This is a genomic window from Microbacterium sp. As-52 (genome assembly GCF_049949185.1).
In the GTDB taxonomy this organism is placed as follows: domain Bacteria; phylum Actinomycetota; class Actinomycetes; order Actinomycetales; family Microbacteriaceae; genus Microbacterium; species Microbacterium maritypicum_A.
In genome coordinates, this window is the sequence record NZ_CP188171.1 from 3,404,916 (window position 1) to 3,425,609 (window position 20,694).

At 68.2% G+C, this 20,694-nt stretch carries 21 protein-coding genes; 11 read left to right on the forward strand and 10 right to left on the reverse strand.

All coding sequences use genetic code 11. The features are described from left to right. Positions 1-6: 6 nt before the first annotated feature. Both ACLFA2_RS16420 and ACLFA2_RS16425 read right to left on the reverse strand, forming a co-directional pair. The gene (locus ACLFA2_RS16420; protein ID WP_029258474.1) at positions 7-1,527 is read right to left on the reverse strand and encodes an ABC transporter substrate-binding protein; all 1,521 of its coding nucleotides are present in this window, start codon (positions 1,525-1,527) and stop codon (positions 7-9) included. A 92-nt stretch (positions 1,528-1,619) separates the two neighbouring features. Beyond that, complete coding sequence (locus ACLFA2_RS16425; protein ID WP_029258473.1) at positions 1,620-2,546, reverse strand: alpha/beta fold hydrolase; 927 nt, start codon at positions 2,544-2,546, stop codon at positions 1,620-1,622. Positions 2,547-2,716: 170 nt separating this feature from the next. Between ACLFA2_RS16425 and ACLFA2_RS16430 the strand changes: the two genes are divergently transcribed. From ACLFA2_RS16430 to ACLFA2_RS16440, 3 genes are read left to right on the forward strand one after another with little or no spacing between them, the layout of a single operon-like run. Then, positions 2,717-3,193, forward strand: coding sequence for a carboxymuconolactone decarboxylase family protein (locus ACLFA2_RS16430; RefSeq protein WP_021198503.1), 477 nt, complete (start codon positions 2,717-2,719; stop codon positions 3,191-3,193). Continuing rightward, positions 3,190-3,924, forward strand: coding sequence for a tyrosine-protein phosphatase (locus ACLFA2_RS16435; RefSeq protein ID WP_021198502.1), 735 nt, complete (start codon positions 3,190-3,192; stop codon positions 3,922-3,924). Before ACLFA2_RS16430 ends, ACLFA2_RS16435 begins: the two co-directional genes overlap by 4 nt. Positions 3,925-3,959: 35 nt before the next feature. Continuing rightward, positions 3,960-4,448 (forward strand): SIP domain-containing protein, encoded by a 489-nt coding sequence (locus ACLFA2_RS16440; RefSeq protein ID WP_426621633.1) that lies wholly within the window; start codon positions 3,960-3,962, stop codon positions 4,446-4,448. Positions 4,449-4,524: 76 nt separating this feature from the next. Here ACLFA2_RS16440 and ACLFA2_RS16445 read toward each other — a convergent pair whose 3' ends face one another. The 4 genes from ACLFA2_RS16445 to ACLFA2_RS16460 all read right to left on the reverse strand — a co-directional run bounded on the left by ACLFA2_RS16445 (position 4,525) and on the right by ACLFA2_RS16460 (position 8,680). Next, the gene (locus ACLFA2_RS16445) at positions 4,525-4,968 is read right to left on the reverse strand and encodes a hypothetical protein (protein WP_021198500.1); all 444 of its coding nucleotides are present in this window, start codon (positions 4,966-4,968) and stop codon (positions 4,525-4,527) included. Continuing rightward, a complete protein-coding gene (locus tag ACLFA2_RS16450) occupies positions 4,965-5,768 on the reverse strand; it encodes an arginase family protein (protein ID WP_426621634.1) in 804 nt (267 codons plus the stop codon). Before ACLFA2_RS16450 ends, ACLFA2_RS16445 begins: the two co-directional genes overlap by 4 nt. Before the next feature lie 64 nt (positions 5,769-5,832). Further along, positions 5,833-6,576: a PspA/IM30 family protein gene (locus ACLFA2_RS16455; RefSeq protein ID WP_017831053.1), complete on the reverse strand. Its 744-nt coding sequence runs from the start codon at positions 6,574-6,576 to the stop codon at positions 5,833-5,835. 58 nt (positions 6,577-6,634) lie between these two features. Further along, the gene (locus ACLFA2_RS16460; RefSeq protein ID WP_426621635.1) at positions 6,635-8,680 is read right to left on the reverse strand and encodes a TPM domain-containing protein; all 2,046 of its coding nucleotides are present in this window, start codon (positions 8,678-8,680) and stop codon (positions 6,635-6,637) included. Between the two features lie 122 nt (positions 8,681-8,802). Between ACLFA2_RS16460 and ACLFA2_RS16465 the strand changes: the two genes are divergently transcribed. The 5 genes from ACLFA2_RS16465 (at position 8,803) to ACLFA2_RS16485 (ending at position 12,888) form a co-directional block, all read left to right on the forward strand. Then, positions 8,803-9,642, forward strand: a complete 840-nt coding sequence (locus ACLFA2_RS16465; RefSeq protein WP_426621636.1) for a DUF3097 domain-containing protein — start codon at positions 8,803-8,805, stop codon at positions 9,640-9,642. A 65-nt stretch (positions 9,643-9,707) separates the two neighbouring features. Next, complete coding sequence (gene trmB / locus ACLFA2_RS16470; RefSeq protein ID WP_426621637.1) at positions 9,708-10,433, forward strand: tRNA (guanosine(46)-N7)-methyltransferase TrmB; 726 nt, start codon at positions 9,708-9,710, stop codon at positions 10,431-10,433. Between the two features lie 20 nt (positions 10,434-10,453). Beyond that, positions 10,454-11,320, forward strand: a complete 867-nt coding sequence (locus ACLFA2_RS16475) for a CPBP family intramembrane glutamic endopeptidase (RefSeq protein WP_347125983.1) — start codon at positions 10,454-10,456, stop codon at positions 11,318-11,320. A gap of 53 nt (positions 11,321-11,373) precedes the next feature. Further along, a complete protein-coding gene (locus tag ACLFA2_RS16480) occupies positions 11,374-11,766 on the forward strand; it encodes a DUF1304 domain-containing protein (protein ID WP_021198039.1) in 393 nt (130 codons plus the stop codon). A 45-nt stretch (positions 11,767-11,811) separates the two neighbouring features. Then, entirely contained in the window at positions 11,812-12,888 is a 1,077-nt protein-coding gene (locus ACLFA2_RS16485; RefSeq protein ID WP_426621638.1) for a DNA polymerase IV, read from the forward strand. 40 nt (positions 12,889-12,928) lie between these two features. On the opposite strand, the gene ACLFA2_RS16490 is transcribed toward ACLFA2_RS16485, so the two are convergent. The 4 genes from ACLFA2_RS16490 to ACLFA2_RS16505 all read right to left on the reverse strand — a co-directional run bounded on the left by ACLFA2_RS16490 (position 12,929) and on the right by ACLFA2_RS16505 (position 15,335). Next, positions 12,929-13,330 carry a RidA family protein gene (locus tag ACLFA2_RS16490; RefSeq protein WP_029258462.1) on the reverse strand — a complete coding sequence of 134 codons (402 nt, stop codon included), beginning with the start codon at positions 13,328-13,330 and terminating at the stop codon, positions 12,929-12,931. Positions 13,331-13,386: 56 nt separating this feature from the next. Continuing rightward, positions 13,387-14,364 carry a zinc-binding dehydrogenase gene (locus tag ACLFA2_RS16495; protein ID WP_426621639.1) on the reverse strand — a complete coding sequence of 326 codons (978 nt, stop codon included), beginning with the start codon at positions 14,362-14,364 and terminating at the stop codon, positions 13,387-13,389. 27 nt (positions 14,365-14,391) lie between these two features. Next, a complete protein-coding gene (locus ACLFA2_RS16500) occupies positions 14,392-14,856 on the reverse strand; it encodes a MarR family winged helix-turn-helix transcriptional regulator (RefSeq protein ID WP_426621640.1) in 465 nt (154 codons plus the stop codon). Positions 14,857-14,948: 92 nt separating this feature from the next. Further along, the gene (locus ACLFA2_RS16505; protein WP_426621641.1) at positions 14,949-15,335 is read right to left on the reverse strand and encodes an SHOCT domain-containing protein; all 387 of its coding nucleotides are present in this window, start codon (positions 15,333-15,335) and stop codon (positions 14,949-14,951) included. A 186-nt stretch (positions 15,336-15,521) separates the two neighbouring features. Here ACLFA2_RS16505 and ACLFA2_RS16510 point away from each other — a divergent pair, with 186 nt between their 5' ends. The 3 genes from ACLFA2_RS16510 (at position 15,522) to ACLFA2_RS16520 (ending at position 20,672) form a co-directional block, all read left to right on the forward strand. Beyond that, positions 15,522-17,198, forward strand: a complete 1,677-nt coding sequence (locus ACLFA2_RS16510) for a SulP family inorganic anion transporter (protein ID WP_167254427.1) — start codon at positions 15,522-15,524, stop codon at positions 17,196-17,198. A 117-nt stretch (positions 17,199-17,315) separates the two neighbouring features. Then, positions 17,316-18,296: an FUSC family protein gene (locus tag ACLFA2_RS16515; protein WP_426621642.1), complete on the forward strand. Its 981-nt coding sequence runs from the start codon at positions 17,316-17,318 to the stop codon at positions 18,294-18,296. Between the two features lie 111 nt (positions 18,297-18,407). Next, positions 18,408-20,672, forward strand: coding sequence for a LuxR C-terminal-related transcriptional regulator (locus ACLFA2_RS16520; RefSeq protein WP_426621643.1), 2,265 nt, complete (start codon positions 18,408-18,410; stop codon positions 20,670-20,672). Positions 20,673-20,694 lie beyond the last annotated feature (22 nt).

The window sequence follows — 20,694 nt, forward strand, 5'->3', positions numbered from 1 at the left end:
CGCTCGCTACTTCTCGGCGGAGACGGTGACGCCCGCGAGGTTGATGCGCGAGTTGATCGAGTCCTCAGGGAAGCCGGCCACGATCGGGCTCACCGCCGTGATCGTCTCGCCGTTGTAGAGCCAGTCGGCGGCGTGGTCCTCCGACACGATGCGTGCGGCCTGCGCGAGCAGGTCAGCGGACTTGTCCGGGTCGACCTCGGCCAGTGCCTTCGCGTACAGGTCCTGCACCTCGGCGTTGTCGTAGCCGAAGTAGTAGTCCGGGTCGGCGAAGTTGCCGAAGTCCCGCGGCTCGACGTGCAGAACAAAGCTGAGGTCGTAGTCGTGGTTCGTGTAGACGTCCTCCAACCAGGTGGGGAACTCGACGGAGTTGACTTCGAGCGTCACCCCGATCTTCTTGAAGTCCGAGATCAGGACCTTCGGCACGGTCGTGCCGTAGAAGGAGGGGATCGTGAGCGTCAGCTCCAGGTCCTTCTGGCCGGCCTCTGCGAGCAGGTCCTTGGCCTTCTCGGGGTCGTAGGAGATCACGTCGGACAGGTCTTCGTAGCCGGGGTCGAGCTCGGGGATCGGCCCGTACAGCGCGGTGCCGGCGCCGACCGCCTCGATGAGAGCTTCGTGGTCGATGGCGAGCCGGAGTGCTTCGCGCACGCGGACGTCGTCGAGCGGGGCCTTCTTGTTGTTGAAGGCGAGAGTGGCCTTATCGGTGGTGCGCCCGGTCGTGAGTGCGAAGTCTCCCGAGTCCTCGAGCTGCGGCGCGAGGTTCGGATCCACGGCCGTGAGCACGTCCACGTCGCCGGCCAGCGCGGCGTTCACCCCCGCGGTGAAGTCGGGGATGTACTGGAACTCGACCTGAGCGACGCCGGCCGGATCGCCCCAGTAGGCGTCGTTGCGCGCGAAGGTGATGGTGCTGCCCTTGTTCCAGCGCGTCAGAGTGAAGGGACCGGTACCATTCTCGGCCGTCTTCAGATCGGTGGTGTCTCCGGTCTTGAACACCAGACCGGCGGGCCCCGTGAGGGCGAACAGGAAGTTCTGGTTCGGTGCGGACAGCACGATCTCGACCGTCGTCGGGTCCGGTGCAGTGATCGCCGTCACCGAGGCGAAGTCCGCGTTGCCCTGGACGGTCGCATCCGTGCGCACGGTCTCGTACGAGGAGACGACGTCGGCGGACGTGAGCGGCGTGCCGTCGTGGAAGACGACGCCGTCGTTCAGGGTGAACGTGTACGTGAGACCGTCGGACGAGACGGTGTAGTCGGAGGCGAGGCGACCCTCGATCTCATTGTCCTGCGTGCGGGTGACGAGACCCTCGTAGATGTTGTCGATCAGGATCTGCTCGAGCGCGGCACCACTGGTGTGGCGGATGTCGAGATTGGTCGGCTCGAGGACGAGTCCGACGTGGAGGGTGGCGCTCGGGTCGGGTGTTCCCGCTGCGCTGCTGGGCTCGGGCTCGGTGGTGCCGGAGCAGGCGCTCAGGATCACGGCGGTGGCCGCGAGCGCGGATATCAGCGCGAGACGTCGGGTGCGTCGGAACATGGGCGTTTCCTCTCGGTGCGGCAGCTGCTGTGTGCCGTGGAATCGAGCCTAGAGATGTGAGGCGGGGTGAGGGTCGTGTATGGAACGGAGAGTCATATTCCGGCGGCGGGTGCTGCCGAGCCGATGAGACCGGCGAGAGCGGTCGGTGCCGTCTCCTGCACGTTATGGGTGGCATCGAGGACGACCAGCTGCGCCGCAGGCACGCGTCGCTGGAGCTCGGCGGCATCGGCTTCGCTGACGAATCCTCGTGCGGCCCGCACCAGGGTGATCGGCGCGCTGACTGCGGCCAGGTCATCCCAGCCCGTCTCGTGCAGCACCGACGGGGCGGTTGCCGATCCGGGGTCGTGAGCGGCGAGAGCCTGGGCGGCGAGGTGTGCGAAGTGGTGCTTCCACTCCACGCGTCCGTCCTCGCGTACGCGCGTGTTCAGGAAGACACCGCGTTCGGTCTCGGGGCGGGATCCGCCGAAGCCGAGCGCGATCGCCTTGTCGACGAGTTCATCCCGCGTGGCGAAGTCGGTCGGGCCCGCGTAGAACTCGCGCAGCGCTGCGGGTCCGGCTGTCACGTCGATCCCTGGCGTGATGTCGACGATGATGAGCTCGGCTACCAGATCGGGTCGTGCGGCTGCGAGCGCGGCACCGGTGAGTCCTCCGAGCGACTGGCCGACCACGACCTGGGGCTGCGTGGCCCAGGCGTCGAGCGCGGCGGCCACGTCGCGGGCGAGCGTTCGCGGCGTGTAGTCGATGTCGTCACGCCAGGAGGAGTCGCCGTGCCCGGCGAGATCGATCGCGAGCAGCGGCTGCTGCAGCGCAAGCGATGTGGTGTCCCAGGTGTGCGCGTTCAAGCCCGCTCCGTGCAGCAGTGTCACGCGCGGCTCGTCGGTTCCGAAACGAAGGGCGCTCAGGGTGCGTCCGTCCGGCAGCGGAAGGGTGAGACGCTCCACCGCCGGGAACGGCACGCCGAGTGCTTCGGCTTGTGCGGGAAGATAGCTGAACTCGCTGATGTCGATCGCCACCTCCACATTCTGCGCCCTCGCGCAGACGCGCAGGAAATACAGGACCATTACGACAAGCAATTGCGGCGTTTGGTTGCACATTATGTCTCTATGTTTCGCTCTCCTGTTGTCAATATGCATTTCCTGCAGACGCGTCAGTCGGAGCGTGGGCGATGCTCGCCGAATATCATGGAGTCATGAGCGAGACGCGTGTGCACCTGTCCAAGACCGAGCCGACGGCGTACCAGGCGCTTGACGCGTTCTCGAAGACCGTGGGGCAGATCTGCGCGGCCAACGGCATCGACGACCGCCTCAAGGAGCTCGTCATGATCCACTGCTCGCAGCTCAACGGCTGCGCGTACTGCGCGCGGATCCATGTCGACCGAGCGGTGGCGGCGGGGGTCGACACCGACACTCTCACGCAGATCCCCACGTGGCGCGAGAGCGGTGTGTTCAGCGAGCGGGAACGCGCCGCCCTCGAGCTCGCCGAAGCGTTCACGTTCATCGCCGAGGACGGGATCTCCGACGAGGTCTACGACCAGGTGGGAAGTGTGTTCACCGAGAAGGAGTACGCGGCGCTCAGCTGGGCCTGCGTGTCGATCAACGCCTTCAACCGCATCGTGATCGCGGGACGCTACCCCGTTCCTGCTCGCGATCCGAAGGGTCAGGCATGACGATCCTCGAGGTCGAGGGTGTCTCGAACATCCGGGATGTCGGGGGTATGCCGGCGAACGGTGGTCGTATCCGTTCCGGGGTGCTGCTGCGATCGGGACAGCTCTCGGGTGCGACCGCATCCGGCGCCGCCGCGCTGCGGGCACAGGTTCGGCACATCGTCGATCTGCGCGACGGCGAAGAGGTCGCTGCGGAACCCACGGAGATCGAGGGGCCGGACACCACACACCTTCCCTTGTTCCTGGGTTCGGTGCGATCCTTCTTCGAGGCCGACACGAGTCTCGAAGACCTGTATCTGCATCTGCTCGAGGAGAGCGGCGAACGACTCGTCGACGCCATCCGCATCATCGCCGCGGGAGAGTGCACGCTGGTGCACTGCACCGTCGGCAAAGATCGGACCGGCGTCACCGTCGCCCTCGCTCTCGCCGCCGTCGGAGCCGATCGCGAGGCCGTGATCGCCGACTATGCGCTCACCGAGTCGCAGCTTCCTGCTCAGCGCACGCGGTGGATCGCCGAGTACCTGCGGACCCAGCACCCGGAGGCCGTGCACGCGGTGGCGCTCGCGACCCAGTCCCCGGCGCCCGTGATGCGTCGTCTGCTGCAGCAGGTCGACGAACGGTGGGGGTCTGCTGCCGCATACCTGCGCGCGCAGGGGATGACCGAGGCCGAACTGGCCGCCTTGGTGGCGGCGCTCGTCGAACCGGCTTCCTCCACCGAAAGCTCCCGGCGATGACCGAGCTGATGCAAGGTTAGGCAAGCCTTCACTTGGTGTACGATGAAGACACCATGGACACCTCGCTCGAGACTCGCGGCACGCGCGCCGAACGTCGCGCGGCACGTCAGCGTTCCCATCACCTGGTGACGGCAGACGAGCACTCGCTCACTGAGCTCGAGGTGTTCCTCACCACGCTGCCGTTGTGCGCGTCGGGTCGTATCTTCATCGAGGTGCCCGAGGTCGCCGACATCGGCGTGATCGATGCTCCTGGTCGAATGACGGTCACGTGGCTCGCTCGTGAGCAGCGGTCCGGTGCTCCCGGAAGCGGTCGGGCGTGCGCACCCGGTCAGGCTCTGGCAAGAGCGACCTGCGCGTGGGCCGACGAGATGATGTGCGACGACGAGATCGAGACCCACGTCACTCTGCTCGGCAGCTACCTCGGCACGGCCGACATCATCGACCACCTGACGAGTGCGCTGGAGATCTCCCCGTCGCTCATCCACGCTCCCGAGCGCTTCGGCCTGCTGCCCGTCGACCGCTGATCCGCACGCGCAGGCGGCTCACGGCATGTTGACGTGCCGTCCAGTGGCCCGCGCCCATGCGAAGGCCGTCAGCCCGTCACCGCGTGCGGCGCACGTAGTTGCCGTCTTCGAGTCCCGCCTCGATCTCGAAGCGATTGCGTAGGGGGTTCCTCCCCGCAAAGAGGTACAGCACCGGCATCAGGAAGCCGTAGCGAAGCCACTGCTCCTTGTGCACGGCTTCGTGGCGGAGAACCGCCTCGCTGGGGCGGGTGCCACCCGTCAGGAAGCAGCCGCCGACGCACACCCCGCCGCGATTGAAGGTCCATGAGGGCATGCCCTGGAAGATCCACAAGCCTTCGCGCCGCTCGACGGGGCCGGTGCTCCACAGCGAGCCCCAGATCCACCCGATGGCCGTGCCCCAGGCGTAGCCGAGGCGGCTGATCGGAGAGCGCAGCAGGAAAGAGGGAATCCGTCGGTCGAGGCGTCTTCCGCGAGCGAGAGCCTGTTCTGCGGCCGGCCGCCAGTCCGTGGCGGCGGTCACGCCACCGCTCCGACCAGCCGCAGCAGCGCACCGAGGTCGTCGACCGCGTCGGCCGGAGACCGGGGAGCGAACCCGGCGATCGTCGCGCCCGCCAGTGGCACTTCGCTGCGCAGTGCGCGGATGGCAGTGCTCAGAGCCGCGGGCGAGAGTCCGAACGGCACGGAAGACGACACGCCCGCGAACTCCGAGGGATCGAGCACATCCACGTCGATGTGGACCCACACCCGCGTCGCCCCGGTCGCGCGGACCGCGTCGAGCAGCGCTTCGGGGCGTGCGAGGTCGTCGACCGAGAGGTTGCTCAAAGGGGCGATCTGCTCGACCTCGGCATCGTCGAGATTGCGCATCCCGACGGTCACCACACGGTGCGCGGGGATCGCGGGGGAGAGCACGAGTTGATCCTCACCCTCACCGAGCAGCGCCCGCAGCGCCATGCCCGAGAATGCACCGGACGGTGAGGTCTCGGGCGTGTGCATGTCGGCGTGCGCGTCGCACCACACCACGGCGAGCCCTTCCGTCCCTCCCGGGAGGGCATCGAGAGCGGCGACGGTCACGCTGCAGTCGCCGCCGATCACCACGGTGTCGTGGTCGATGTGCCCGTGTACTTGTTCACGGGTGCGGAGCAGAGTGCTCAGGCGTCGGACGTCGGTGCCCAGGGATTCGCCGGCCTCGACCGGCACGTCGAGCACCGTGGTCGCCGTGCGGGGGAGATCACCGGCGATCGCTGCGGCGCCGTCGGTGAGAAGCATCGCGCGCGGTGCGGGTGAACCCTGCCACTGCGGGATGACGAGGAATCGCACCATGGGTGCCTCCGAAGAAGAGAGGGCGGATGCCCCGGCGCGCTGCCCGGGGCATCCGCCGGTCGTGTCAGTTGCCTTCGATGGCCTGGCGGGGAGCGCTGCCGCCGGCCTTGAGCTCGGCGAGACGTGCCTCGACCTCGGTCAGTTCGCCGAGGTCTTCCAGGCTCTCGAACTGGGCATCGAGGCTCGACGCTGCGAGCTCGATCTTGCCCTGCGCGATGGCCTCCTGGCGGCGGACCTTGTCCTCGAACCGCCCCAGCTCGCTGGTGGGGTCGAGCACGTTGATCGAGCCGACAGCGTCCTGCACCTTGGTCTGCGCCTCGGCGACCTTGGCGCGCGCGAGGAGTTCGCTGCGCTTGTTCTTGAGCTCGACCAGCTTGTCCTTCATGCCGTTCAAGCCGCTCTTGAGCTTGTCGACGATCTCGGTCTGCGCCGCGATCTGGGGCTCAGCACCGGTGGCCTCGCGCTCGGCGCTGATCTGGCGCTGCAGGGCGATCTTGGCGAGGTTGTCGAACTTGTCCGCGTCGGCGGTGTTGCCGCTCGCGCGCATCTCATCGGCCTTGCGGCTGGCGGCGAGGGCTTTGTTGCCCCACTCGGTCGACGCCTGGACGTCTTCCTCGTGGTCGCGCTCGAGCAGGCGGAGGTTGCCGATCGTCTCCGCGATCGCCGACTCGGCGTCGGCGATGCTGTTCGTGTAATCGCGAACGAGCTGGTCGATCATCTTCTGCGGGTCCTCCGCAGAGTCCAGCAGGGAGTTGATGTTCGCGCGGACGAGGGTCGAGATACGTCCGAAGATGGACTGCTTGGTCATGCGTGATTCCTTTCAGAGGGCGTCTTCGAGAGCTTGTCGTATGTGTCTGTGTAGCGGATCAGAAGCGTCTACCTCCTGATCGGCCACTGCGGCCGCTGCTGCGGGAGCCGCCGCCTCCGCCGAATCCGGAGCTGCGGAATCCTCCTCCGGAGGAGCGCCAGCCGCTGCTGCTTCCCCGCCGCGAGGATCCGCCGCTTCCGCCGCCGGCGAGCAGCCCGCCGATGATGCCGCCGAGGATGTCCCCGCCGATCCCCGAGCCGCTGGACGACGACCCGGATCCGCCGAACAGGCCTCCGAAGCCGCCCTGGTCGTAACCGGGAGGGGCGTACGCCTGCACATCGGATTGCGCAGCCGACGTCGCCTGGCCTGCCAAGGCGAGCGCCCGGTTTGCCTCCGCCAGCGCGGCGTCGGGGTCGGTCGCCCGCAGGTTGAGCGCCTGCGCCAGGCTCGCTTCCGCGTTCGCGAGGCGGGTGCGTGCGGTGGAGCCCACGGTTCCTCGGCGGGTCTCGATGAAGTCACGAGCCGCGCGGATCTCGGAGTTCGCCTGTGCGAGGCTCTGATCGAGCATCTGCTGCACACGACGCGCGCGTTCGACGCTCTCTCTGCCCTGAGCGATCGCGGCATCGATCTGCGCGTTGGCGGCGGTGAGCGCCTCGAGAACGCGCTGCGGATTACGCGTGGAGCCGGCGAGGTCGGTCTGTGCCACCTGGAGCTGCTGTGCGGTCGCGGAGGCCGCGCCGGCGATCGCTCCCGAAGGATCGGGCAGCTGCTGCGCCGCCGCGAGGTCTCCCTGCAGCTCGGTGACGAGCGCCTGGGACTGCGCCTCGATCGTCGAGAGCTCGGTGCCCAGCGTCGTCACAGCCTGGGCGAGCTGTGCCGCCTGCGCCACCGACTGCTCTGCGGTGCGGATCGCGAACGCCGCCTCGCCCGAACGGCCGGCCGCGATCGCCTGCGCCGCTGCCTCGATCGATCGATCCGCGAGGTCGGCTCGCTCGCGGGCCTGTGCGGGGTTGTCCGCGACCATCGCGAGCGCCGCCGGAGCGTAGGTGGACGTGAGTGCGGAGAGGGCTGGAGCGGCCGCGGCGAGGACCGGGTCGAGCGCCGCGCGCTCACGACGGACCCGCTCGAGCTCCTGCGGGGCGTTCTGCTCCAGTTTGCGGAGCTCGTCGAATGCGGCGGTGTTGTCATCCAGGATGTCGTCGATCTCGTCCGCGATCTGGATGATGCGAATATGCCACGCCCTGCGGTCGTGGATCGTGTCCTCGATCTCGTCGTCGAGCTTCTGCTTCAGGTCGAAGGCCTCGGAGATCTTGGCCTTCGCCGCATCGACGACGCGCGTGAACTCCTCGGTCGCGCCCTCGCCGAACTGGGCGACGGCGAAGCCGAGTTCCTCCCGGCTCGAGGTGATCGCATCGTCCGCCTGCACGAGCGCGAGTCCGGCCTGTGTCTCGACCTGCTGGTCGGTCAGAGCGGAGAAGGGATCGGCGGGATCGGGGGTCTCGGGCATGGCGCCGCGCTCACGGATCTCGGCGCGGCGGCGCGCGCGGCGCACGAGAGCGACGACGAGCCACACCAGCAGCGCGACCACGACGATCGCGACGACGATCAGGCCGATCCGGAGCGCGCCGGCGCCCCCGTCTCCCTGGATCTCATCGGCGGCGAGGGTGATCGCTCCGACCCAGTCGCCGTCGGACGCGAAGGGAACCATCTTGTCCTCGATGCTGTCGAGCTGTCCGAAGCTCACGGGCCCGTCGGGGGCGGCGGAGATGTAGTAGCTCCGGCCGTCGACGGCGATCGCGAGAAGATACTGCTCGGTGCCGAGATTGTTGTCCTGTGCGACCGTATCCGCCCACTGCACGTTGTCGCTGGGATTGGTGAAGTCGTCGACGAGGACGACGAAGAGGTCGGCGTTCGAGTTGTCGGTGAGCTCCTGGAGCCGGGCTTCGACGGTGGCCTCTTCGTCGGCGCTCAGCACACCCGCCTGATCGGTGACGTACCCGGCATCGAGGGTGAGCGGATCGGTGGCCGATGCCGCGGAGGCGGTGAACGCTCCAGCGACCGCGGCGAGCGTGAGTGCGGCCAGCGCGAGCCACCGTTTCGTCATCGTGTTCCCTCCGACCGGCAGCCGAGCCCCATGCCACGAGTCTATGCACTGGATCCGACACGCGACAGCACTCGATGGTGCTTCTCCGTTCGCCCTCAGCGCAGACACATACGCTGGGAGGCATGGACGACATGTACGGTTCGGATGTGCTGGCCACCGGCTGGCGCGACCGCGGCGCGAAGCAGGTGCCGCAGGTCGCGGCGGAGACGGATCTCGTGGTGGAGGTCGCCGACGACGGTTTCTGCGGTGCCGTGACCCGCGTGCAGGGTGGGAACGTCGAGCTGGAGGACCGGGTCGGACGTCGACGCCTGTTCCCCCTCGGCGGAGGATTCCTGATCGACGGCGCACCGGTTCGTCTGGTCGTCCCCGCGGCGAAGTCCCAGGGCCCGCGTCGGACGGCGTCCGGGTCCTTCGTGGTCGCCGATCAGCGCGCCCGCGTCGCGCTGCCCAGCCGCATCCTCGTCGAGGGCAAGCACGATGCCGAGCTCGTCGAGAAGGTATGGGGTGCAGATCTGCGGGTCGAAGGCGTGGTCGTCGAGTTCCTGCAGGGGGTGGATCTGCTCGACGATCTGCTGGCAGCCGAACCACCCAGCGCGACGCGACGCTACGGAGTTCTCGTCGACCATCTCGTCCCGGGCTCCAAGGAGTCGCGGATCGCGGATGCGGTCGCCCGGGGCCCGCACGGTCGCCATCTCCGCATCGTCGGTCACCCCTTCGTCGACGTCTGGCAGTGCGTCACGCCGCGAGCCCTCGGCATCGCGAAGTGGCCGGAGATCCCGCGCGGCATCGAGTGGAAGGTCGGTATCTGCCGTGCCCTCGGGTGGCCGCACGAGACGCAGGCCGACACCGCGCGCGCCTGGCAGCACATCCTCTCGAAGGTGACGACCTATCGGGATCTGGAACCCGCCCTGCTGGGCCGTGTGGAGGAACTCATCGACTTCGTGACGGCGCCGACGCACTGAGCGCGGCTCTCGCGGGAGGTATCCGAGGCGCCGGACGCCGCGACGCCGACGGCTACCCTGGATTCATGCCCGAACCCCGTACCTTCCGAGACGAACCGGTGTCGTTCGTGCGCCGCAGCGGTCGGATGTCCGACGCCCAGGAGCGCGCGTTCTCCGAACTCGGCCCGCACTACCTGCTCGACGTGCCGCGAGACGTCGCCTGGACGTCCGTGCACCCCGAGGCCCGTCTCGACCCCGCGACCGAGTACGGACGCTCGGCCGATCTCTACGTGGAGATCGGCTCCGGGCAGGGGCATGCGATCGTGGCCGCGGCGTCGTCGCGCCCGGACGACGACTTCCTCGCCGTCGAGGTGTTCCGCGCTGGACTCGCGCGGACGATGCTCGACGCCGATCGCGAGGGTGCCGGCAACCTGCGCGTGGTCGAGGCGAACGCGCCGGAGGTGCTCTCCTCATTCCTCCCCGAGGCTGCGGCACGGGAGGTGTGGATCTTCTTCCCCGACCCGTGGCACAAGAAGAAGCACACCAAACGACGTCTGGTTCGCCCCGGTTTCGGCGACACCGCGGCGAGAGCATTGCGTGACGGCGGACTGCTGCGACTCGCGACGGACTGGGAGGACTACGCGCTGCAGATGCGCGAGGTGCTCGATGCCGAGCCGCTGTTCGAGCGTGCATTCGACGGGGAGTGGGCTGACCGCTTCGACGGTCGGGTGATGACGGCATTCGAGCGCAAGGGCATCGCGAAGGGGCGTGACATCCGGGACCTCGTGTATCGGCGCAGGACGCGCGCGTGACGGACGTGCGGCGTGACACGATGCAGCGGCTGGGCTTCGTGCCGGCGCTGCTCGTGTGTGCGGCGGCTCCGGCATTCTTCGTGCTGGAGATCCCCTGGATCGGCTGGACGCTGCTCGCGGCGGGCATCGCCGTGGCGGGTCTGATCGAGCGCGGCCGCCGCGCCGAGGACGAGGTCGTGCGCGTGGGGTCTCGGTTGGAGACCGCGAGGGTGATCGGAGTGCACAGGCCGCCGTCTCTCACGAGGGATCTCTCCCTGATCGCGATCGGTCTTCTGATCGTGAGCATCATCCCGTTGGCTGCGGAGCTCGACAACCTCGCGATGCTGCGCTTCACTCTTGCACTCGGCGGGGCGGTCGCCGTGCCGTACGTCATCTCGCGGTTCGTCTACTGCGACCGCGCGATCAGCTTCCCGTGGCGAACGCGTAGACGCTGGGGTCGGCTGCAATGGGGCTGGCTGGTCGCCGTGCTGGTGCTCGGCTGGCTCATCCTGCCCTTCTACTTCATCACCAGCGGGGTTTACCAGAACTGGCCGGTGGTCGACACCCCCGACCTCATCGCGAGGCTCTTCGTCGGCGTCGGCGCCGTCGGCATCTGGGACGAGCTGTTCTTCATCTGCACGGTGTTCGCGCTGTTGCGACGCCACTTCCCGGACCTGGTCGCGAACCTGCTCCAAGCGATCGTCTTCGTCTCGTTCCTCTGGGAGCTCGGCTACCGGGAGTGGGGACCGCTGCTGACCATCCCGTTCGCCCTGCTGCAGGGGTACATCTTCCTCCGCACGCATTCGCTCGCCTATGTCGTCACGGTGCATCTGCTGTTCGACGCCGTGGTGTTCGCCGTGCTGGTGCACGCACACAATCCGGGGCTGCTGCCGATCTTCCTCGTGTAGCCCCGCTCACCGGTCGGCTTGCTCCCGACCCCTCGGAACGGGAGAATCAGCCCATGCTCATCGTCGGTCTCGTCCTCGCCGCAGCCGCCGCTGCGTTCCACGTCTTCATCTTCGCGCTCGAGTCGCTCAGGTGGACCGATACCGAGACGCGGAAGATCTTCGGCGTCGCCAGCGAGGCCGATGCGGTCACCATGAAGCAGTTGGCCTTCAACCAGGGGTTCTACAACCTCTTCCTCGCGCTGACGACCCTGCTCGGCATCGGTCTCGTGATCGTGGGAGCCGAGACGGTGGGGCTCACACTCGTCTTCGCCGGTACCGCGATGATGCTCGCAGCCGCGCTGGTGCTCGTGCTGTCCGACCGCACCAAGGTGCGCGCGGCCACGATGCAGGGAGCCCTGCCACTGCTCGCGGTGGTCGCCACGGCGATCGGCGTCGCGATCAGCTGATGCTCGAGGGGTGACATCCGCGCCGTCAGCGACCACACTCGTTGCATGGCCGACTGGGTGCTGCACGTGGACATGGATCAGTTCATCGCCGCGGTCGAGGTGTTGCGCAGGCCCGAGCTCGCCGGCCTCCCGGTGATCGTCGGTGGTCGGGGAGACCCCACCGAGCGCGCCGTCGTGTCGACCGCCTCGTATGAGGCGCGCGCCTTCGGCATCGGTTCGGGCATGCCTCTGAAGATCGCCGCGCGCAAGGCACCCGATGACGCGGTCTTCCTCCCCGTCGACCACGAGGCCTATGCTCTGGCTTCCGGTGAGGTGATGGCCGCGCTCCGGGCGCTGCCGGATGTGGTGCTCGAGATCGTGGGGTGGGACGAGTGCTTTCTCGGCGTGACCACGGACGATCCGGAGAAAATGGCGAGGTCTGCGCAGGCCGCCGTGCTCCATGCGACCGAGCTGCACTGCTCGGTGGGGATCGGCGACAACAAGGTGCGGGCGAAGATCGCGACCGGATTCGGCAAGCCCCGCGGCATATTCCGCCTCACAGCGGACAACTGGTTCGAGATCATGGGAGACAGGCCGACGCGCGAGCTGTGGGGTGTCGGGCCGAAGGTGCAGAGGAGATTGGCCGCTCACGGCATCCTGACCGTGCGCGAGCTGGCCGATGCGGACGAGCCGGCTCTGGTTGCGGAGTTCGGACCGCGGATGGGCGTCTGGTATCACGGCTTGGGATCCGGAATCGGTCCGCGTACCGTCGACGACACCCCATGGGTCGCTCGTAGCCACAGTCGCGAGATGACCTACCAGCAGAACCTGACGACACCGGATCGGGTCGAGACGGCGATCAGAGAACTCGCCGCGCAGGCCTTCCAGGACTGCGCCGCCGAAGGGCGACCCGTCGTGCGTGTGCACCTCAAGGTGCGGTACGCCCCGTTCGAGACCAGGACGATCGGTCGCACGCTTCCGGGGCCGACCACGGATCGCCAGGAATTCGTCGCGGCCGCGGCAGCACTCGGCGCGACGCTCGATCCCGAGCGCGAGGTTCGCCTGCTGGGCGTGCGCGCGGAGATGACCATGCCGGACGGCGCCGACGATGCGGCGCGGACTCCGGTGCGCGGCAGGATCTGACCTCCTTCCCGCATGCCCCCACGGGTGCAGGGGGGTTCGATCAGTCCCGGACGACGGCGGCGACGGCGCTCACCTCGATCAGCGCACCGGGCACCCCGAGCCCTGCCACCAGCGCAGCCGTGACGAGGGGCGGGGCGCCTTCCCTGGCGAGCCTCGAGGCGACCGCTCCATAGGCTGCGCGCAGATCCGCTTCCTGATGGATCAGCACGGTCCAGCTGATCACGTCGTCGAGTCCGGCACCGACCGACTCGAGAGCGATCCTGGCGTTCTCCACCGCGCGCAGCGACTGCTCGCCGGCATCGGAGGAGACGACGGCCCCCGTGGTGTCGACGCCGTTCTGGCCGCCGATGTAGATCGTCGTCGCTCCAGGCGGAACGACCGCCACGTGGCTGAATGCCGGACTCGCGACGAGCCCTTCAGGCTGAGTGAGTGTGATGTTCATGCGCACACTCTGCCTTGGGGTACCGACATCGGAGAGCTCCTCGGAGGCGCACGCGCTCAGAAGCGGAGGAGCACCTTGCCGACGCGCCCTGCGGTGTCGCTCGCCTGCACGGCCGCGCTGATGTCGGCAGCGTCGAAGATGCCGGCGACGGGAAGGGTGAGGCTGCCGTCGGCGAGACGCTGGAAGAGCTCGCCGAACAGAGCGGTGCGCGTTTCGGCATCCAGACGGGGGATCACCTTGCTGCCCCAGAAGCCCTTCACCGTGGCCTGCTTGAAGATCACATCGGAGGACGCGATCTCCATGATGGGCGAGTCCATCGCGCCGAAGGCGACCAGGGTTGCTCCCTCGGCGAGCAACGAGAGCACCTGGCCCGCAGAAGCGCCGCCGACCGAGTCGACACCGGCGACGACGGGGGCACCGCCGGTGAGGGCTTCCACCTGTGCCTTCCAATCGGCCTGATCGGTGGCGACGATCCGGTCGATGCCCTGCTCGTGGAGTTCCGTGATGCCCGCCGCCCGACGCACGAGGCCGACCACGTTCACACCACGTGCGGAGGCGAGCTGCGCGAGCATGCGCCCGACGGCGCCGTTCGCGGCGTTCTGGACGATCCAGTCGCCCTCCTTCACCGCGAGGAAATCGAGCAGGGTGATCGCGCTGAACGGCATCGACACGAGCTGGGCGGCCGTCTCGTGGGGAAGCCCGTCCGGGATGGGGATGAGCCCCGCGGCGTTCGTCACGATGTACTCGGCCCATGCGCCGAAGGTCCCCCCAGTGGCGACGCGCTGGCCGACGGCGAGGTTCTCGACGCCGGCGCCGAGCGCATCCACCACGCCCAACGCCTCTGTGCCCGACGCCGCAGGGAGTTCGGGAGTGAAGCCGTAAGTGCCGCGCACCGTCCAGAGATCGTGATTGTGGATGGGGGAGAGGACCACTCGCAGGCGGACCTGTCCCTCGCCGGGCTCCGGAACGGGCCGGTCCTCGACGCGGAGGACTTCCTCCGGAGCGCCGAAGGTGGGGTGGATGAGTGCGCGCATGGCGGCTCCGTTCTGTCGGGGGTGAGGTCAGCGGGCGTCGCCCGGGCGGGCGCTGCCGAGGTCGATGGTCGCCTGCTGGAGGCGATCGGTGATGTCGTGCAACTCGGTGATGAGTGCTCTGCGGTGTGCGTCGTCGTGGAGTCCCGAGATCGCGGTGATCCTGGAATGGAACGGCGCGACCTCGGAGCGAAGGTCGCGCCCTTTTTCAGTGAGCGTCACGGTCACGACGCGCTCATCCTCGCGACTCCGCGATCGCGCCACGAGGCCTGCCTGTTCGAGTCGCCGAACGAGCGGGGAGAGCGTGCCGGAATCCAGGCGCATCACCTCGCCGAGTGAGCCGATCGTCTGCTCGCCGTCGAGCCAGAGCGCGGCGAGCACCAGGTATTGCGGGTACGTCAGTCCCCACGGCGCGAGCAGCGCCCGATATGCCTGCGTGGTGGCGCGAGCCGCGGAGTAGAGGGAGAAGCACACCATCTCATCGGTCACCGGCATGGATAAATCATTGCATGCAATTCGATTGTGCACAACTTGAATGACGGAGAACAGGGCGTGCCCGCGGTGCGCGGACACGCCCTGTGTCGGTCCTAACGGAGGACCTTGGCCTTGATCGTGTTGTACTCCTCGGCCGTGATGGTCCCGGAGTCCAGCAATGCCTTCGCCTTCGCGATCTCGTCACTCGGGCTCGTGCCGGCGACCTGCTGGATATAGGCATCTGCCGCGCTGCGGGCGCTCGCGGCCTCCGCATTGCTCCGCTCTGCCATGCCCGATCCCCGTGCGATCAGGTACACGAGCACCGTGAGGAACGGAACGAAGATCAGGAAGATGATCCACACCGCCTTCCACCAGCCGTTGAGCTTCCGGTCACGGAACAGATCGGCGACGATGGCGAACAGGGCGAACAGGTAGGAGATGAAGACGAACGCCAGCAGGAACCACCAGATGATGTCCCAGAACGATCCCCAAAAACTCATGACTACTCCTTCAAAAGATGTTCCGCGCGAAGTCGGCGGCTCGTCGGACGTTACCGGTGCGCAGGGCCGGCGGCACTGTCCGCGGCGGGAGTTCACCAGGGTGAGCCGCGCGTGGGACCCTTTCACCCGTGTTCCTCGCGGTGTCCGCCGCAGTACGCTTCTGACGACCCGACGACGGAGAGGCCGATGACAGTGACGAGACGACCCCCGTGGCTGTTCAGCACCGTCGTGGGCTACCGACGTTCCTGGATCCTTCGCGACGTGATCGCGGGGCTCTCGGCCGGTGCCGTCGTGATTCCGCAGGCGATGGCCTATGCGACGATCGCGAACCTGCCCGTGCAGGTGGGCCTCTACACCTGCATCCTGCCGATGCTCGTGTACGCGTTCCTCGGGGGGAGCAGGGCGATGAGCGTCTCGACGACGTCGACCATCGCCACGCTGACGGCGACGACCCTGGTCACGGCGGGCGTGGCGGCCGGGGCCGAGGACGCGATGGGTTCGTTGATGATGCTGACCCTGCTGGTCGGCGCGATCCTGCTGATCGCCCGGCTCTGCCGGCTCGGCTCGCTCGTGGAGAACATCAGTGGCGCCACGGTCCTCGGCCTGAAGATCGGTGTCGGTGCGACGGTCGCGGTCGGACAGCTGCCGAAGCTGCTGGGCGAGAGCGACGACTTCTCCGGTCATGGATTCCTCGCATCGCTCGGCGCGGTGGCGCAGGCCTTCGGAAGTGCGAACGGGCCCACGATCGCCCTCTCCGCAGGCTCCATCGCGGTGATCCTCGTGCTCAAGCGCTTCGCTCCGAAGGTTCCGGGCACGCTGGTCGTCGTGGTCGGAGGGATCCTCCTGGTCGGGCTGGCCGGAATCGATCGGCTCGGCGTCGACCTGATCGCTCCGGTGCCCAGCGGCCTGCCCGTTCCAGGAATCCCGGACTTCGGACAGACGGTGGTGCTGTTTCCGGGCGCGCTCGCGATCGCCGTGATGGCCTTCCTCGAGTCCGCAGCCGTCGCCCGAAGCCTTCGCGTCGCCACCGAGCCTCAGATCGACAGTGACCAGGAACTGCTTGCGACCGGCGCGGCGAACACAGTCGGGGCCTTCTTCGGAACGATGCCTGCGGCCGGAGGGTTCTCGCAGAGCGCGGTCAATCAGAGCGCGGGGGCGCGCTCGCAGGTGGCGACCCTCGTGACCGTGGTCCTCGCCGTCCTCGTCGCCCTCTTCCTCGGCCCTGTGCTCAGTCTGCTGCCGGAGGCGACGTTGGCCGCGATGGTGTTCGTCGCCGTGGCGGGGCTCATCAACATCCCGGAACTCGTGCGCTGGGCACGCATCAGCCGCGTCGACTTCTGGATCGCCTCGTCCGTCGCCGTCCTCGGTCTCACCGCGGGTCTGCTCCCGGCCGTGGCGGTCGGCGTCGTCGTGACGCTGATCCTGGTGCTGCGCGAGGTCAACATCCCGAAGGCGACCATCGTGGGTGGTGACGGCGGGGTGCTGGGCATCCGCCTGGACCGCGGTCTCTACACTGCGAACGCCCTGGCGAACGAGCGGATGCTCCTCGAGACCGTGGCGGCCCAGGGGGCTCCGGTCCGCGCGCTCGTGCTCGGGTTGACGCAGCAGGAGGTGATGACGATCACCGTGCTCGACGCGCTGGAGGATCTCGACCGCGAGCTCTCGCAGCTCGGGGTCGTGCTGCACCTGGCTGCGGTGCCGGCATCAGCCAAGGTCGTGGCGGAGCGCACACCGTGGTTCGCAGGCCTCGAATCGGCGGGGCGCGTCCACGGGACGTTGCGAGAAGGCATCACCGCAGCCGAATCGGCGATCGATGCGGGGATGCCCAGCCTTCACCAGGGTGAAGTGGACGACGCGCCCTGACGCACCGACGGCCTCCTCCCTAGGCTGGCTCCACAAGTGGGAGCGGCGGGCAGCCCCACGAGAGGGGGCGGTCGTGTCGAGCGACGAGCGGGCGGTTGCGGGGCCGAGGTGGACAGGATGGACGACCGCGCAGGGCTGAGTTGGCGGTGGTCTCGGTTCGGCCTCGGCATGCTCTTCGCCGTGCCCGCCATCGTGGTCGCCCCGTTCGATCTGTCGCTGGCGGTCGCCTTCGGGATCGGGGTCGTGCCCGCGGCGGCTTTCGGCATGCCGCCGCGACGGCGCAGTCGAGCGATCATCCCGGTCGTCGGGGTGCTCAGCGCCATGGCGCTGCTGCTCGGGTCCGTGCTGGCGGCTTCGCCCGTCATCGCCGTCGTCGGGGTGTTCGTGCTCGCGGTCCTGGCGAGCGTCAACGCGACGCGCGGACGCGGGGGTCAGCTCCTGCTGGTCCTGGCGCTGCCGATGACCGGTATCGGGCTGAGCTTCACCTGGTCGCCGGTCACCCTCGGTTTCGCGGCGTGCATCGTGGCCGGTTCGATCTATGCGTGGATCCTCATGCTGCTCTGGCCGGAACGCGACGAAGAGCCCCATCCGCCGCCGCCGGTGCCGCGCGGTCGCGCCATGCTGGTCTACGGAATCCTTCTCGGCGCGGGTGCGGCCACTGCCGCGGCGCTGGGCTTCCTGTGGGACCTCGAGCATGTCGGCTGGGCGACTGGTGCGGTGCTCCTGGTGATGAGGCCGGTGCGGGGGCAGCTCATCGCGCGCAGCATCGGGCGTGCGGTGTCCGTTCTGATCGGCGCACTGGCGGCGGCGGTCGTGGCGGTGCTCGACCCGGCGGACGTGGTCGTGGGGATCGTGGTGGGACTGGTCATCGGGTCGGCGTGCGCGATTCAGGAGAGCCGTTGGTACGTCGTGCCCGGATTCACCACGTTCCTCGCTCTGACGCTCATCATGTCGACGTCCCCGGAGCCCCCGGCGGAGCGGTTCGTCGAGCGCGCCGTGGAAACGCTGCTCGGGGTCGGACTCGCTCTCTTCTTCGGAGCCGTGGTGCCCTCGATCGTCTCGCTGCTCGCGAGGGTTCGGCGTCGTTCCTCCGCGTGATTCCACGCTAGACGAAAGTTCCTTGAGCCCGTGTTCTCTGGGGTGGGATACTTCGAGTGGGAGAGGGTCGAGTATCGTCTAACATGTTACGGGGGGTTCCGATGGCATCAGATGAACAGGCGTTCCGGCCGTCCTCTCGATCTCGACCGTGATCTGGAGGATCCGGACAGGGCGTACCAGGAGATCTGCCGGGCGTTGGGAAATTCGGACGAGCGTATGCACCTGATCGTCGACGATGCGCAGCGCGCGGGCGAGGAATGGCGCAGGGGACTTCTCGGCATGCTCGCCGAGCAGGCGCCGGAGAGTCTGCACGTCGTCCTGGTAGGGACGACCCTGCTCGAGCTGACGCTCTCCCGTCATCGGCTGATGCACCCGGAGGCCTTCGTCGGCGTCGACACCCTCAGCTTCACGGGAGAGGAGGTGCGACTGCTGCTCGACGGGGACGCCGTCCACCTCGAACCTGAGACGATCCTCGACGAGACTCAGGGGTGGCCGATCGCCGTCAGACTGATGATGATCGGCGGAGCGAGACCCGACGCGCAGGCGCAGAGCGCCTCGAGTTTCCTGGGCAGCTACGTGAGGGAGCATGTGCTCGGGAGCCTTCCTCCCGACGTCGCGGACTTCGTGCTCGAGGCGAGCGTCTGCGGAGAACTCACCCCCGAACTCGCCGCCGCTGTCACCGGGCGCCCCGACACCGTCACGCTGCTCGAGACCTGCGTACGGCTCGGTCTGTTCCTCGACCGGTTCGAGAGTCCACAGGGCGTCGTGTATCGATGGCATGCCGCCTTCGCACGACGATGCGCCGAGATCCTGGGCCAGGATGCAGCGCGCGCGAAAGAATGCCACAGGCGCGCCGCCGCCGCCCTGGAACCGACGGATCCGACGGCGTCGATCGCGCATTCGCTCCAGGCGTTCGACTTCCTCGCTGCGCGCTCGACCCTTCTTCGGCACTGGCTCGGGCTCGTGGTCGGGGCGAGGGCGGACGAGGTCGAGCGCACCGCGACCGAGATGCTGCGACGCACGCCCGACGACGCCCAGGTGCTGCTCGTGCGCGCCTGCGCGAGCGATGTGCTCGGTGACCATCGCGTGGCGCGCGAGTTGTTCCGGCGTGCGGAGGCGTCGATCGCGCGATCGGCCGAACCCGATGAGCCTGTGGTGCTCCAGATCGCCCGACTGTTCATCGCCGATGAGCGCGCGGAGGTCGCGAGCGCGAGCGCCACGGTGCGGCAGATGCTGCTCGATGACGATTCGACGGAGCTGAGCGACCGCGCCGCGCTCAACTACCTGCTGGGATGGACCGAGATCCGGCATCGCGGCAATCCCCTGATCCCGCTCGAGTACTTCTCCGCGGCGGCCAGGGAGGCACGCGGCTCCGGAGATCGGGAACTCGCGAAACGGGCATCGGGACACCTCGCCTTCGGGCAGACGTGGGCGGGTCGCCTCACCGAGGCCCGGCAGTCGCTCACCCGTGTGCACGAAGCGGAGGACGTCGGTCTGCCCTGGAGCACATACGCCGGCGGCAGCGCCGCGGCGGCCGCGGGATTCGTCTCCTACTGGTCGGGTGACCTCGTCGACGCCATCCGCGAGTTCGGGACGGTGATCGCCAACGGCAGCTCCGATCGCTCCTTCACGAGCGTGGCGCGCATGATGATCGCCTATGCAGCGGCGGAGACCGGAGACGTCACCGCCTGCCGTCGCGCGGCGATCGGCATCCAGGACATCCCGCTGGAGGTGGTGCACGGCATCTCCTGGCCGGCGTTCCGTGAATCATCGGTTGCCCTGCTCGAAGAGGCGGTCGGCCGGCAGGACCGGGCGATGCGGATCGCGCGCAGGTATGTCCATTGCCCCGACCTCCCCGTCGTCAACGTCGCACTGGCAGGGGTGTTCCGCCGGTCCGGCGAGTACTCGGCGGCGTTGGAGATGCTGCGATCCCTGCGGGCATTCAGCGAGGTGTCGTACGTGAAGTCGGCGACGCTCATCACGGCAGCTCTCCTACGCCGTCATGGCGGGCACCATGAGGAGGCGCACGAACTGTGCGAGGCTGCCGTCGCCGTCGCGGCGGGGGAGAACATCCGCCTTCCCTTCGGCCCGCGCGAGACAGCGGTGCGCAAGCTGTTGGGAGAGCATGTGCATTTCGGCACGCAGTTCGAGGACTTCATCGGCAGGTGTCTCGCCACGGATACGGCCGGGTCGCTCGTGGACGCGCTCTCGGAACGTGAGCGTGATGTGTTCCAGCAGCTCCAGACGGCGCGTACGCTGCAGGAGATCGCGCGGGAGCTGGCGGTGTCGATCAACACCGTGAAGACCCACCAGCGAGCGATCTACCGCAAACTCGGGGTGTCGTCGCGACGTGAGGCCGTGCGGACCACCGTCTGACGTCGACGGCGGCCCGGCAGGA